We start from the raw sequence: 15,414 nt of genomic DNA, 5'->3' as shown, positions 1-15,414 counted from the left end.
ACCAAAATAGTTGGGATATGAAGAAAATCAGAAGACTGAGAGTGCACAGTTTATTGTGACTGGTTTTTTCGTGGTGCAGATAATTGACCTAAATAGCGGCACCAAAAACTAAATCGAAAAGTGAGCTGAATCCTGCGCGAGAGCAAACCTTAACGGGGATAGGCTCAGAAACCTGCGGACAGATAAACGGTTTTACCGGAGCAGCTCAGCAGCCCGCGGACAGATAAACGGCTTTACTCAAAGCGGCCCAGAAGCCTGAGAGGTGGATAATCCCTGCGGGTGACGGGTAATCCGCAGCGCTGCGGCGCAGACGGAAGGCCAGGCGAGTGCAGCAGGGATGCTGCACTCAGGGAGCGGCGGGCAGGGATGCCCGCTCGCGACCGGGCCGTTTGGCCTGGAGTCGGAGCCAAAGGCACCAGGCAAAGCCTGTAGCTGCGACGCCCGTCATCCGCAGGGATTATCCACCGACACAGCAGATGTTGCAGCCCGGACAACTCACCGGCAACCGCAGGGATTATCCACCGGCTCGTCAGATATCGCAGCCCGGCACCCGCAGGGATTATCCAACCCCACAGCAGATATCGCAGCCCATACAACCCACCAGAAAATAAAGGGCAGCCAACCGATAACGGCCACAATGCCCCAACCCCGTGACGAAGGCTACATTGGAAACGGTTACATGCACACTGATACAGCATATTCCGCACCATTGCAGTGCGTCAGTAAGCAACGCTGCTGCTGGCACGCTATAAATAAAATTGATTAACCCTAAAGGGGTAATCAGATTCTCTTATTTAACCGCCTCTTAGCCAACGTCCATCACAGGGGACAAAGACTAAGACCATTCTGGCATGACGCTTGCAACACCCCCTCGCACCAGAGTGAAAACTTATATTTCTCGCCAGTGACTCTGGCATTCGGGGATCCGTGACGGAGGCAACATGAACTTAAGACGACTCAAATACTTCGTAAAAATCGTCGATATCGGCAGCCTGACCCAGGCGGCTGAAGTCCTGCACATTGCGCAGCCCGCGCTCAGTCAGCAGGTCGCCACGCTGGAGGGCGAACTGGACCAGCAGCTCCTCATCCGCACCAAGCGCGGCGTGACGCCCACGGAAGCCGGGAAAATCCTTTACTCCCACGCCTGCACCATCCTGCGCCAGTGCGAACAGGCTCAGGCGGCGGTGATCAATGCCGGGCAGATGCTCACCGGGCAGGTCTCGATTGGCCTGGCACCGGGAACGGCAGCCTCATCGCTGACCATGCCTCTGCTACAAAGCGTGCGCGAGCAATTCCCCGAGGTGCTGGTCTATCTGCATGAAAACAGCGGGGCTTCACTAAACGAAAAAGTGATGAATGGCCAGCTTGACATGGCGGTACTCTACGACCGTGCGCCAACGGCCGGGATAACCAGCATGCCGCTGATGAAAGAAGAACTTTATCTGGTGGGGGCGACAACCTGTCCGGGGCAANCCGTCTCCAGCGGAATGGGCGTCACCGTGCTGCCGGAATCCGCCGCGCGCGCGCTGGTCAGTTCAACCAATGCGTGGATGTCGCGCATCACCAGCCCAACCCTCAATCTGCCGCTGTCGCTGAATGTCTCTGCCCGCCATCCCCTCTCGCCATCGGCCCAGGCGGTGAAAAATATCCTGCTGTCGCTACTCAATAAACCGATGATTGAAGACCGCGAACTGATGCTGGTGAGCTAATTTCCCGTTCAGGCGCGCGGCTGCGCGCCTGACGCCAGTGATACATCCGCCTGGAGATTACTTCTCAACCAGCGCAATGGAAAATCCGTCCCATCCCTTGGCGCCGACCGTCTGTAGCGCCGTAACCGTCAGGCGGTCGTCCTGCGCCTGCAGCTGCAAAAAGTGACGCAGCCCCTGCAAATGCTCATCGTCTGCGGCCGGGTCGGCAATTCTTCCGCTACGCACCACGTTGTCACCGATAATCACCGTCCCCTTACGCGAAAGCTTTATTGCCCACTCCAGATAGTGCGGATTATTTTTTTTATCGGCATCAATAAAAATCAGATCGAAAGGCGCGATCGCGGCAAGCGCAGGCAGACTTTCCAGCGCGGCACCGATGCGAATCTCCACCCGATCCTCCAGCCCGGCCCGGAGGATATTTTGTCTGGCGATCTCCGCATGACGCGGCTCGTACTCCAGCGTCACCACCAGGCCGTCGGCGGGCAGGGCGCGCGCCAGCCACAGGGTGCTGTAGCCACCCAGCGTACCAATTTCAAGGATGCGCCTGGCACCGATCATCCGGGCAAAAATATGCAGCATCTTCCCCAGGTTTGGCGTCACATCAATGGCGGGTAACCCCGCCGCTTTATTGTTTTCCAGCGCGGCCAGCAGCGCCTCATCCTGTTCAATCAGGGTATCCACAAAAAAATTATCCACATCGGTCCAGCTAATCTGGCTCATCGCTACGTCCTCTTTGCGGGCAGGTGAAAAAAAGTCTGCCGGATCATACCAGTCGCCCATTAAGGGGACCGCGAGACGCTGCACAAAAGCATATTTTCCCGCCACGAAACCCTTTTTTGCCCTCCCGGGTAAAAAGGTCGGAGGGAAGTGCAAAAAAACCGCAAGGCCCAGGTTGATTACCCTATTTGATGTTTCAAGCTTGACGCTGTTCTATTGTCCGACTACGCAATTGCATAAAGCTTCCTTCTGACTTAATGGAAATTTAAGCGGGAATATAAAAACAGCCACCTCTGGACCTGAATAAAATAAATACGCTGGCGAGCGCGCTCTGGGTAAATTCCTAAGGCCCAGGACAAAATATGACGTATCCAGTGGAATGAAAAGAATTTGTTGGCAGCGCTAAGTCAGATACGCAACGGGGGATGAGGATTTTAACTCCCGGTATGCCTTGTTAACTCGCCAGGAAAGATCCCATTCAGGCCAGTAATAATAAGGTTTTTTTTATAATTAAATTTTTTTCGTGGCTCTCAAATGTAAAGGAATCGTCAGTTTTTCTTCATTTTTCTTCTTGAAGTTTTCCTGTCCCGGTGCATAATGTGCGCATAAAAGCACGCAATACACATTTGTTTACATTTTTTCACAGCCGGGAAGTGTCATGCAGGGAAACAAAATCAGCCGCCTGTCTGCACGGGGTGTCGCCATCCTGATTGCAGCGATCTCCAGCGCCGTCAGCGCCGCGTCGGGCGACGAGCAGATCCAGCATCAGCAGGAACAGCAAAAAGCGCGTAATGAGACCCTGATGCCGCAGGCGCCAGACGTGCGCTTGTCTGAACCGGTGCCTGCTCCCTCGCATCTGGCCTTTCCCGACGAAAAGCCCTGCTTTGTTATTCATCAGGTTACCCTTGAAGGACGGGACGCGCTGCCGCACTGGGTTCCCTTACCGCGACTTGCAAACCAGGCGGTCGGCCACTGTCTGGGCGTTCAGGGCATCAACCTGCTGATGAGTACGCTGCAAAACCGGCTGATAAATCACGGCTGGGTCACCACGCGGGTGCTGGCCCCCCAGCAGGATCTGCGTCAGGGCGAACTGAAGCTGCTGATCGTGCCTGGCAGGGTGCGCAGGGTGATGCTCACGCCTGAATCCTCCTCCTGGGTCAGCCTCTACCCGACCATGCCTGCACATGCAGGCGCGCTGCTGGATCTGCGTGATATCGAACAGGGACTGGAGAATATGCAGCGCCTGCCCGGCGTTCAGGCGCGGATGGCGCTACGTCCGGGTGATAAACCGGGCGAAAGCGATATCGTCATTGAGCGCACCCAGCCGCGCTTCTGGCGCGTCGGCGCGTGGCTGGATGACTCCGGCACCGAAAGCACCGGCCGCTATCAGAGCGGGGTGATGCTGGCGCTGGATAACCCCACTTCGCTAAGCGACCTGTTCTATCTCACCGCCAGCCGCGATCTGGGATTTGCGGGCCGCAAAAGCAGCAAAAGCGTTGCCGGGCACTACTCGGTGCCGATTGGCTACTGGCAGCTGGGGCTGACCGCCAACGACTACGATTATCACCAGACGGTGGCCGGATACAGCCGGGATTTCCTCTATGCCGGGAAAAGCCGCTCGCTGGACGTTCAGGTCAGCCGGGTGCTGCACCGCAATGCCACCTCTAAAACCACCGCCACTTACGACGTACTGGTCAAAGAGTCGCGCAACTTTGTGAACGATACGGAGATAACCAGCCAGCAGCGCCGCACCAGCGCCTGGCGGCTGGGGCTGGCGCACCGGCACTATATCGGTCCGGCCACCCTGGATGCGGGCGTGAGCTATCAGCGGGGCACGCGCTGGTTTGGCGCACTTCCGGCGTGGGAAGAGTCTTATCAGGACGCCACCTATGCAACATCGCTGTCGAAAATCCTCAGCTGGAATGCGGCACTGACCGCTCCCTTTGCCCTCGGTAAACAGAATTTCAGCTTCAGCACCCAGTATCGCCGCCAGATGAGTAACACCCCGCTGACGCCGCAGGATGAGTTTGCTATTGGCAACCGCTGGACGGTGCGTGGTTTTGACGGCGAACGCACCCTCAGCGCCAGCCGGGGCTGGACGGTGCAAAACACGCTGGCCTGGCGCACGCCGATCCCCGCGCAGGAGCTCTACCTGGGGGCGGACTATGGCGAAGTGGGAGGCAACAGCACCACGCAGGGCGGCCTGCGTGGAAACCACCTCGCGGGGGCCGTGACCGGCCTGCGCGGCAGCATCGTACCTGCCAGCGTCAGCTACGACCTCTTTGCCGGGATCCCCCTCTCTAAGCCCGATGGGTTCAAAACCGATCCGGTTACCTTTGGCTTTAGCCTGAACTGGAATTACTGACCAACCCCGCATCCCGACCTGTTTTGCTAACGATGGACCGAGCGCATTATGAACAAACTTTGCTATCGCATTATTTTTAATAAAGTTCGCGGCATGCTAATGGTGGTGCCCGATATTGCCCGCAGCGGCTACAGCCGCGTTGCCCGTCGCCGCCAGCGCGCTGCGCGGCCAGAAGTGCGGGTGCGAATCAGCCCGGTTTGCTATGCGCTGTGGCTGGCGGCTGGCATGGTCAGCCTGCCTGTGCAGGCGGACATTGTCGCGGACGGCTCCGCACCCGGCAGTCGTCAGCCAACGGTAATGTCAACGGCCAACGGACTGCCGCAGATCAATATCCAGACGCCCGATGCTAACGGCGTCTCACGCAACCAGTACAGCCAGCTTGATGTCGATGCGCGGGGGGCGATCCTCAACAACAGCCATCAAAATACCCAGACCCAGCTGGGGGGGATGGTGGCGGCTAACCCCTGGCTTGCTAAGCATGAAGCCAGCGTTATTCTCAACGAGGTTAACAGCCGCAATCCCAGCCAGCTGAACGGCTTTATCGAGGTGGCCGGCAAGCGCGCGGAGGTGATTATCGCCAACCCCTCCGGCATCACCTGCAACGGCTGCGGCTTTATTAACGCCAGCCGCAATACCCTCACGACCGGCCAGGCCATTATGGAAAACGGCCAGCTGAAGGGGTTTGATGTCACCGGTGGCCGGATCAATATCGAAGGCAAAGGCCTGAACGGCAGCGATGCCGATTACACCCAGATTATCGCCCGGTCGGTAACGGTTAACGCCAGGCTGCATGCCAGCGAGCTGAAGGTGGTTACCGGGCGCAACAAAGTCGCTACCGACGGCAGCGTCACTGCCGTCAATCCCGGTGATGACGCTACGCGTCCCGCTTTTGCGCTGGACGTGGCGGCCCTGGGCGGGATGTACGCCAATAAAATCACCCTGACCGGCACCGAAAAAGGCGTGGGCGTGCGCAATGCGGGTGAGCTGGGCGCGGGGGCGGGCGAACTGCGCCTGACCGTGGATGGCCAGCTGGAAAACAGCGGCACGATCCAGAGCCAGGATGCCCTGCAAATTGCCAGCCAGGGCGATCAGAATAACAGCGGAAAACTGCTCTCTAAGCAGAACCTGACGCTCTCCTCCGGTGGCACCCTGAGCAACAGCGGCGTCGTCAGCGCCGGGGGTAACGCCACCCTGACCGGCAACCGCATCGACAGCTCCGCCGCCGGAACGCTGGCGGCGGGCGTGGACGACAGCGGCACGCTGACCCAGCCCGGCGAGCTGGTACTGACCAGCCAGGGCGAGCTTAAAGCGCAGGGCAAAAATCTGGCGCGCGATCGTATCGCAGCCAGCGGAGGCCGGGTCGATCTGGCCGGAAGCCAGACCTCGGCGGAGCGGGTCGCGCTAACCTCCACTCAGGGCGATATCACTACCGCAGGCGCAACGGTCACCGGCACGGCGCTTAGCGCGCAGGCGGCCACGCAGCTTACCAACGATGGCGGGCAGATTTCGGCGGGTCGCCTGAATATCGCAGCGAAAAACATCAGTAATAACGGCGGCCTGCTGCGCCAGCAAAACGGCGAGGCGCTAACCCTTACTACCGGAACGCTGAGCAACAATCAGGGAACGATTGTTAACCAGGGCGACACCTACCTGCAGGCTGACAGCATTGAAAACCGCAGCGGGCTGATTGCCGGAAACGGCCACGTCCTCAGTCTGAATACACAGCGACTGGATAACCAGCAGGGCACCGTTCAGCTGGCCGGGGACGGCGCGCTGACGCTCAACGCAGACCAGCTTAACGGCAGTCAGGGAACTCTGATGTCGGCCGGTGGGCTAAGCCTGACCGGTAAGCAGCTCGATCTCTCCGGGGGGCGTACCCAGGCGCAGGCGCTGAGCCTGACGGCGGACAGCCTCAATCACCAGCAGGGGCTGCTTTCGCAGCGGGGGACGGGCGAAATGGCGCTCTCCGTCTCCGGCGGGGTGAACAACCAGGATGGCCGTATGGAAAGCGGCGGCAATCTGCGACTGACCGCCGGCAACCTGAATAACCAGCGCGGTACGCTGCTGGCGGCGGGCGCAGGCGACCTGCTGCTGACCAGTGATAATGCCCTGAACAACAGCCAGGGATCGCTGCTGGCGGGACAAAACCTGCGTCTCTCCGCCGCCCGACTGGAAAACCAGCAGGGACTTATCTCGGCCACTGGCGGTGACGCCCGGCTGGATACCCGGCAGGCCATTGACAACGGCCAGGGCCGGATTGAGGCCGCGGCCCAACTTACCGCCCACAGCCAGGGGCTGGACAACAGTGCCGGAACCCTGCTGGGCAGGCAGATCGCCGTCGATACTCAGGATGGCCCCTTTTCCAACGCCAGCGGTAATCTGGTGGCGCAGCAGGACCTTACTCTTTCTGGCGGCGCGGTAGATAACCGCGCGGGCCGCATTCAGTCCGGTAAAGATCTACAGATAGATACCCACGGTCAGTTGCTCAGCAACACCCAGAGCGGCAAGGCTGGGATCCTCAGCGGCGGCAGGCTGACGATCGATGCGGGTGATATGGATAACCGCAGCGGGATCCTTGCCGCCGCAGATGCCGTCCAGCTCAACAGCAGCGCACTGAACAACGCCGGTGGCACGCTGGTATCGGATCGCGGGCTGACGCTCACCACCGATGACGTCGATAACCAGCACGGCCTGCTGCAGTCGGGCGAGGCGCTGACGCTCGACACCCGGGGTGGCTCACTCACTAACAGCGATGGCACGATGGTTGCAAGTGGCGCGCTATCGCTCCTTACCGGGGCCGTGGATAACCAGCGCGGCCTGCTCCAGGCGGGTGACAGGCTGTCGCTCGACACCCAGGGTGCCGCGCTGCGTAACAGCGACAGCGGTGAAAACGGCGGTATTGTCTCGCGGGGCGATATTCAGCTGGCGACCGGGGAAATTGCCGGTGGGCAGGGCGCAATCCTCGGGCAGAATGTTGTCATTGATACCCATCAGCAGGCCTTCGATCAGCAAAATGGCCTGCTGAGCGCGCGCGGTACGCTGCGGCTGGACAGCGGGGCGCTGAATAATCGCGCCGGGCGCATTCAGTCGGGCGAGAGTCTGCACCTTGATACCCATGGCAACGCCCTGAACAACCAGCAGAGCGGCACCAAAGGTGGAGTGGTGAGCCGCGGTGACCTCACTCTCAACGCTGGCGACCTGGATAACAGCAGCGGCCTGCTGGCGGCAGCGGGCGATATGAAGCTCAGCGGCGGCACGTTGACCAACACCGACGGCATCCTGTCATCGGATAAGGCGCTGAACCTGGTGACCGGCGCGGTGGATAATCAACGCGGCCTGCTCCAGGCGGGCACTGCGCTCTCGCTGGATACCCAGGGCGCACGGCTCAGCAATACCGACAGCGGCGACAGCGCAGGCATTATCGCCGGCGGTGACCTGCGGCTCTCCACCGGGCAGATTGACGGCGGCAAGGGCGCGATTATTGGGCAGAACGTTACTATTGATACGCATCAGCAGGCCTTTGACCATCAGCAGGGGCTGCTCGGCGCACGGGGTACATTGCAGCTGGACAGCGGCGCGCTGAACAACCGTGCCGGACGGATCCAGTCCGCTCAGGATCTGCAGCTCGACACCCACGGTAACAGTCTGATCAATCGGGAGAGCGGCACGACGGGCGGCGTGACGGGCGGCGGGGCGCTGACGCTGCGTACCGGCGACATTGATAATCAGGACGGCGTACTGACCGCCAGAGGCGACACACAAATTACCGGCGGTAAGCTGGACAACCGCGGCGGCACGCTGGCCAGCGGCAGCGGGCAGCTCGGCCTGACGGTAGGAGAGGTGCAGAATCAGGGCGGCCTGCTCCAGGCGGCAGGGGATATGACGCTGGATACGCAGGGAGGCGCGCTGATCAACACCGACAGCGGCGATCGTCGCGGCATTGTCGCGATGAAAAACCTCACCCTGCGCAGCGCCGGGCTGAATAATCAGAGCGGATTTATCGCCGCTCAGGGCGCGGCGACGCTGACGGCGGATGCACTCAACAATGCCCAGGGGCAGGTGGCAGGCAACGCAGGCCTGACGCTCAATGGCAAAGCGATCAATAACAGCGACGGCAGGCTGCAATCGGCGGGCGATATTATTATCAACACCGCCGGTCAGACGCTGACCAATCAGCGCGGCACCATTGCCGGTTCGGCCAATACCCGCATTAACAGCGGGCTGCTGGACAACCAGCAGGGGCATATTCAGGGCGGCCAGGACCTGACGCTGAACACCGGGCAAAATGCGCTGCTCAACCAGGGCGGCAGCCTGATTTCGGCGGGCACCCTGACGCTTACCGCAGACCAGCTAAACAATCAGTCCGGCCAGCTTCAGAGCGTCGGTAACGGCTGGATCACCCTTGCCAGGCAGCTTGATAATACCGGTGGGCTGATACGCGGCGGCCAGGGGCTGGATATCACCACGCCGCAGCTGATCAACCGGGAAACCCGGCAGGATGGCAAAGGCATTGAGGCGACGAACCTGACCCTGCAAGCCGACACGCTGGACAATACCCACGGCGCGCTGCGGGCAAGCAGCAGGCTGGCGCTCACCGTGCGGCAGGCGCTGCAAAACGTTAGCGGGCTTATCTCATCGACGGATACCCTGAAGGTACAGGATGCCGCCCAGGGCCAGACGCTGGCGATAAACAACCTCCAGGGCGTAATGATCAGCGGCAGGGAGGGGCAAATCAACGCCGCCTCGCTGAGCGGCGACGGGCAGGTGCTGTCGCAGGGTGACCTTGGCATCACGCTGGCGAAGGACTTCCACAATCTTGCGGAGGTCAAAGCCAACGGGTCGCTGCGGCTGACCACGCCGGGTACTGTCACCAACGACGGCATTATCACCGGGCAGCAGGCGCTCTGGCTGACCGCGCAGAACGTCAATAACCAGGCCACGGGCGAAATCAGCGGGCAGAGCACTCATATCACCGCGGGCGATACCCTCAACAATACCGGCCTGATTGACGGCGGGCTGACGCATTTGGTCGCCGGGGTACTTAACAACACCGGCACCGGACGCATCTACGGCGACCATATCGCCATTGCGGCGGCGGTGCTGAATAACCTGAGCGCGAATGGCAAAGCGGCGGTGATCGCCGCTCGCGACCGGCTCGACATCGCCGCCGACACGGTCAATAACCGCGATCACGCGCTGATCTACAGCGCCGGGGAGATGCGCTTTGGCGGCCAGCTGGACGAAAACGACCAGGCCACAGGGCAGGGCCGTCAGCTTAATAACCACGGGGCGACCATCGAGGCCGGAGGCAATGCGACCATCGCGATGGCGGAGGTGAACAACACCAACCGCCAGCTTACTACCGAGACGGTGATGACGGAAAACGCCCAGCACCATGAGGCGGTTCTGAAGGGTAAGACCACCCGCTACGACTGGGATAAGGTCGATACCAGCCATAAAAACAAATATGGCGTGCATAGCGCTACCATGCCGGACGGCACCAGCGGCAGCGAATTCTACGAATACAACTACAAGCGCGTGGTCAACGAAACCCAGATCAAAGAGAGCGATCCGGGCAAAATCCTCTCCGGCGGCAACATGACCTTTACCGCCAACCGGCTGGCTAACCAGGATAGCCAGATTGTGGCGGGCGCGACGCTGGGCGGTCAGATAGGCGAACTGGATAACCAGGCGACCAAAGGCGTGCGGGTCACCACGGATGACGGCAAGGTCGTACGCTGGTATTCGAAGAAAAAGAAAAAGAAACTCGGTGGCACCAAGACGTCGCAGGGCAAAAGCAGCAGCAACTATCGCCCGGCGGTGGTCACCGAAACTATCGATCTGAAAACCCTCGCCTGGCAGGCTAACGCGGCCCCGCAGGGGAGCGGCTATCAGACCGGCAGTCGACAACAGCAGACGGTTACCACCCAGGCCAGCGCGGTCGGCGCGGCGGGTGGGCAGCAGGCAACCCAGGCGGTGACGCTGGCGTCTCATGACGTCACGGACGCGGCGCTTCCCGGCGACGCGCTGCGCTACAGCGGCACAATCACCCTGGAAAATCTGGGCAGCATCAAGGATCATCCGCTGGTTCTGCCGCCCGGGCAGCAGTTCTCGCTGACGCTTCCCGCCACGGTGGTCAACGGGCAGAGCATCACGCCGGTGATCCGCGCGGTTTCGCCGGACACCCGACTGCCGGACAACAGCCTGTTTGCCCTGCAGCCCGCCAGCGACAGCCGCTATCTGGTGGAGACCGATCCGCGCTTCACCAACCAGAAGCAGTGGCTAAGCAGCGACTACATGCAGACGGCCCTGCCGTCGTCCAGCGGGCAGACGCTCAAACGGCTGGGCGATGGCTACTACGAACAGCGCGTGGTGCGCGATCAGATTATTCAGATGACCGGTAATCGCTATATCAGCGGCTACAACAATGATGAAGAGCAGTACCGTGCGCTGATGAATAACGGCGTGGCCTTTGGTCAGCAGTATCAGCTGGAACTGGGTGTGGCGCTGACGCCTGCCCAGATGGCGCTGCTGACCAGCGACATTGTCTGGCTGGTTAATCAGACGGTGACGCTGCCGGACGGCACGCAGCAGACGGTGCTGGTGCCGCAGGTCTATGCGAAGGTTAAAGAGGGCGATCTGACCGGTGACGGCGCGCTGATGGGCGGCAATAACGTGGCGCTCAGCGCACAGAACGACATTACCAACAGCGGCACCATTCAGGGTCGCGAGGTGACGCAGCTGACGGCGCAAACGCTGACCAACAGTGGCTATATTAACGGCAACCAGGTCGCGCTGACCGCCCGTCAGGACATCAATAACCTCGGCGGCCAGATTACCGGTGGTGATAGCGTATCGCTGCTGGCCGGGCGCGATATCACCAGCCAGACGACGCTGCGCAGCGACGGTACTGACCGCTGGGTGGATCGTGCCGCCGGGATCTATGTGCAGAACCCGGACGGTGCGCTGACGCTCAGTGCGATGAACAATATCACTCTGAGCGGGAGCGACATCGGTAACGCCGGGAAAAACGGTATCACGCAGCTACAGGCAGGGAACGATCTGACCCTGGGCACCGTTGCCACCCGGCACAGTGAAAACGATAGCTGGGGACGCGACAACTATCGCCACCTCTCTGAGCAGACCGACGTCGGCACCCGTATCACGACCGCAGGCGACCTGCAGCTCAGCGCCGGGCAGGATATCCGCGCCAGCGCGGCGGACGTGGCCGCGGGTGGCGCGCTCACCGCCAGCGCCGGGCGCGATATTGCGCTTAGCACCGGCAGCAGCAGTAGCGATCTGACTGAACACAGTAAGCAGAGCAGCAAAGGGTTTATGTCGGGCAGCAGCGTGGAAACCCACGATGAGGCGCACGACCAGCAGGCGCTCAGCACCACGCTGAGCGGCGACAGCGTGCAGCTACAGGCCGGACGTGATATCACCATTAGCGGCAGTAACGTCGCGGGTACGCAGGACGTTAACCTCTCGGCGGGTCGCGATCTTACCGTGACCACCGCCGCTGAGGCGCATGATGAAACGCATCTCGTCGACGAGAGAAAAACCGGCCTGATGGGCACCGGCGGCATCGGCCTCACTTACGGCCAGGCGCAGCAGAAGACGACCACCGATACCACCGGCTCGCTCAGTAAAGGCAGCACGGTGGGCAGCAGCCACGGCAGCGTGACCCTGACCGCCAATAACCAGGTGCAGGTGCACGGCAGCGATGTTATCGCCGGGAAAGATCTGACGGTCACCGGCAGCGATGTCTCGATCACCGCGGCGGAAAACAGCCACACCGCGCTGACTAAAACCGAACAGAAGCAGAGCGGCTTTACGCTGGCGCTCTCCGGCGCGGCCGGTTCGGCAGTCAACACGGCGGTGCAAACCGCGCATCAGGCCCAGGATACCGACGACAGCCGCCTGCAGGCCCTGCAGGCGACCAAAGCGGCCCTGAGTGGCGTTCAGGCGGCACAGGCCGTGGCGCTGGATGCCGCAAAAGGCGCGGGCGACAATAAAAATAATGACACCGTGGGAATCAGTCTTACCTATGGCAGTCAGTCCTCGCGCAGCGAAACCCTGACGCAGAGCACCCAGGCACAGGGCAGCACCCTGAACGCCGGGAATAATCTGCAAATCACCGCGACCGGCCAGGCAGCGGGCAGCCAGGGAGATATCGCGGTCACCGGCAGCCAGCTGAAAGCCGGGCAGAATCTGGGCCTGGATGCGAAGCGCGATATCACCCTGCTGTCAGCCCAGAACACCGAACGTACCGACGGGAAAAATGAAAGCCACGGCAGCAGCGCGGGCGTCGGGCTGGGCATAGGCTCCGGCGGTGCCAGCGTCAGCGTCTCAGCCAGCATCAACCAGGGGCGGGGCAGTGAGAAGGGCAACGGCCTGACCCACACCAACACTACGCTGGATGCGGGGCAGGCCGTTACGCTCAACAGCGGCCGCGACACCACGCTGAAAGGGGCGCAGGTCAGCGGCGAGAAAGTGACGGCGGACGTCGGGCGCAACCTGACGCTGCAGAGCGAACAGGACAGCGACCGCTATGACAGCAAACAGCAGAGCGTCAGCGCCGGTGGGCAGGTGGGCATCGGGCTGGGCTCAATGGGCGCGGGCCTGAACGACTCGGTCAACGTCAACCTGAGCCGTGACAAACTGCACAGCAACTACGACAGCGTGACGGACCAGACCGGTCTGTTTGCCGGTCAGGGCGGCTTCGACGTGACGGTGGGCAACCATACGCAGCTGGACGGGGCGGTTATCGGGTCGACGGCTGCGGCAGATAAAAATAAACTTGATACCGGCACGCTGGGCTGGAGCGATATCGACAACAGGGCGGACTTTAAAGCCGAACACCAGAGCGTGGGTATCAGCACCGGCGGCGGCGTTGCCGGGATGCTGGCGGGAAATATGGCGAGCGCGCTGCTGACCGGCGCAAACAACAGCGGCCACGATTCCAGCACCACAAAGGCCGCGATCTCGGACGGCACGGTAGCGATCCGCGATCGGCAGAACCAGCAGCAGGACGTGGCAAACCTCAGCCGTGATGCGGAGAATGCCAATCCGGGCCTGAAGCAAATCTTCGACAAAGAGAAAGAGCAGAAGCGGCTACAGCAGGCGCAGCTGATAGGGGAGATAGGGAGTCAGGTTGGGGATATCGCGCGGACGCAGGGTGAGATAGCCGGTGAGAAAGCGAAGAAAGACCCGTCTGCCCTCCAGTCTGCGAGAGAAAAGCTGGCGAGCGAGGGCAACCTGCGTCCCAGCGCCGATGAAATAGCCAAACAGGCCTATATAACGGCAACGGCTCAATTCGGCACGGGAAGCAGCCTGCAACAGGGTATTCAGGCCGCCACGGCGGCGGTGCAGGGCCTGGCGGGCGGTAACCTGAATGCGGCGATAGCGGGTGCAGCGGCACCGTATCTGGCAGAAGTTATCCATAAAGAAACGATGACAAAGGGCCCTGACGGCAAGGACGTGATAAACGTCGAGGCGAATCTGATAGCGCACGCGGTACTGGGCGCGGTGGTGGCGCAGGCGCAGGGTAACTCAGCGCTGGCGGGCGCCGCAGGTGCAGCGGCGGGAGAATATATTGCCCAGCAGCTTTACCCGGGCGTCCCACATGATAAACTAACCGAAGATGAGAAGCAGAAGATAAGCGCCCTGGGCACGCTGGCCGCAGCACTGGCCGGCGGTATAGCCGGAGACAGTACATCGGCCGCGGTGGCTGGCGGCCAGGCAGGGAAGAATGCGGTTGAGAATAATCTTCTGGCTGTCCCTGCTCCGGTTCCTGTACCGGGCGTTCCCGTTGGTCCCGGTGATAAAGTGAAGCAGGAGGCAGACAAGAATATTGCTTCCGGGCTTCAGGGGGCGATAAATGACGCTGCTGACTGGCTGGATAAAGCCACGGACTGTTCATTCGGGCGGGCCTGTTCGTCAGATGGCGATGAAAAGCAGAATCAGCCTAATATTGGTAAAGATCTGACGGATGCAGAGAAAGCGGAGCTGGGTGGTTCAGGTTCTGGAACGCCGGGCGGCTGGGGGCCAGAGGATGAGGAAGGTGCGCGGAATAACGGAAGCGCTTCCCAGCAAGACAAGATTAATGCTGCAAAGGATCGCTATCCCAAACAGTATGATCAATACAACAAACTTCCAGACAAAAACCTGGAAAAAGCGATCTCCAAACATGATAAGCAAATAGCAGAGCATCAAGGTTATTTGAATGACCCTATAAAACGGCAGGAGCATGTACCTGATTGGGAAAATTTAAGTCCGAAACATCAGGAAAATTTACTTCATCATTGGCAGCAAGATGTAAATAGACATGAAGCGTACAAAGCTATTGCTGAAGATATTTTAAAAGGTAGAAAATGATGAAATTTAATGAATATGAAGCACTTGCTGTTACTTTATGTGAGGCTTTGCAAGAGCTTGCGTTGGAAGCGAAAGCTAATAAAATTGCAGCTATAGGGACAGATACTGAAAACTTCCAGACTGGTTATCTATCTGCTTTTCATAGAGTTATAACTTTAATCCAGCAACAGGCTGATATATATGACGTTCCATTAGAAAAATTAAGTCTGGATAAAATAAAGGAAATTGATCTTATTTAGTATTAAT

Annotated in this window: 5 protein-coding genes; 4 read left to right on the top strand and 1 reads right to left on the bottom strand. The window is 60.1% G+C overall.

Annotated features, from left to right (window positions below; all coding sequences use genetic code 11):
- The first annotated feature begins 941 nt into the window (after positions 1–941).
- Entirely contained in the window at positions 942–1,709 is a 768-nt protein-coding gene (gene nac, locus A1830_RS19745; RefSeq protein WP_067710106.1) for a nitrogen assimilation transcriptional regulator NAC, read from the top strand.
- A 57-nt stretch (positions 1,710–1,766) separates the two neighbouring features.
- Here the strand turns inward: nac and A1830_RS19740 are convergent, their stop codons facing one another.
- Entirely contained in the window at positions 1,767–2,429 is a 663-nt protein-coding gene (locus tag A1830_RS19740; RefSeq protein WP_067710125.1) for an O-methyltransferase, read from the bottom strand.
- A 655-nt stretch (positions 2,430–3,084) separates the two neighbouring features.
- On the opposite strand from A1830_RS19740, the gene A1830_RS19735 reads away from it, so the two are divergent.
- Genes A1830_RS19735 through A1830_RS19725 form a run of 3 tightly spaced genes read left to right on the top strand, consistent with a single transcriptional unit; the run spans position 3,085 to position 15,407 of the window.
- Positions 3,085–4,791: a ShlB/FhaC/HecB family hemolysin secretion/activation protein gene (locus tag A1830_RS19735; RefSeq protein WP_067710104.1), complete on the top strand. Its 1,707-nt coding sequence runs from the start codon at positions 3,085–3,087 to the stop codon at positions 4,789–4,791.
- 48 nt (positions 4,792–4,839) lie between these two features.
- Positions 4,840–15,168 (top strand): hemagglutinin repeat-containing protein, encoded by a 10,329-nt coding sequence (locus A1830_RS22800; protein ID WP_067710102.1) that lies wholly within the window; start codon positions 4,840–4,842, stop codon positions 15,166–15,168.
- Positions 15,165–15,407: a hypothetical protein gene (locus tag A1830_RS19725; protein WP_197473376.1), complete on the top strand. Its 243-nt coding sequence runs from the start codon at positions 15,165–15,167 to the stop codon at positions 15,405–15,407. Before A1830_RS22800 ends, A1830_RS19725 begins: the two co-directional genes overlap by 4 nt.
- The last annotated feature ends 7 nt before the right edge of the window (positions 15,408–15,414 follow it).

The sequence above is a fragment of the Erwinia sp. ErVv1 genome (assembly GCF_900068895.1).
Lineage (GTDB): Bacteria > Pseudomonadota > Gammaproteobacteria > Enterobacterales > Enterobacteriaceae > Erwinia.
Note: the sequence above shows the minus strand (reverse complement) of the source record. Positions and strands in the feature narration are given on the sequence as shown.

Coding starts and splice junctions, on each gene's coding strand:
- A1830_RS22800 (WP_067710102.1), top strand. CDS start 4,840: ATGAACAAACTTTGCTATCGCATTATTTTTAATAAAGTTCGCGGCATG.
- A1830_RS19740 (WP_067710125.1), bottom strand. CDS start 2,429: ATGAGCCAGATTAGCTGGACCGATGTGGATAATTTTTTTGTGGATACC.
- A1830_RS19735 (WP_067710104.1), top strand. CDS start 3,085: ATGCAGGGAAACAAAATCAGCCGCCTGTCTGCACGGGGTGTCGCCATC.
- A1830_RS19725 (WP_197473376.1), top strand. CDS start 15,165: ATGATGAAATTTAATGAATATGAAGCACTTGCTGTTACTTTATGTGAG.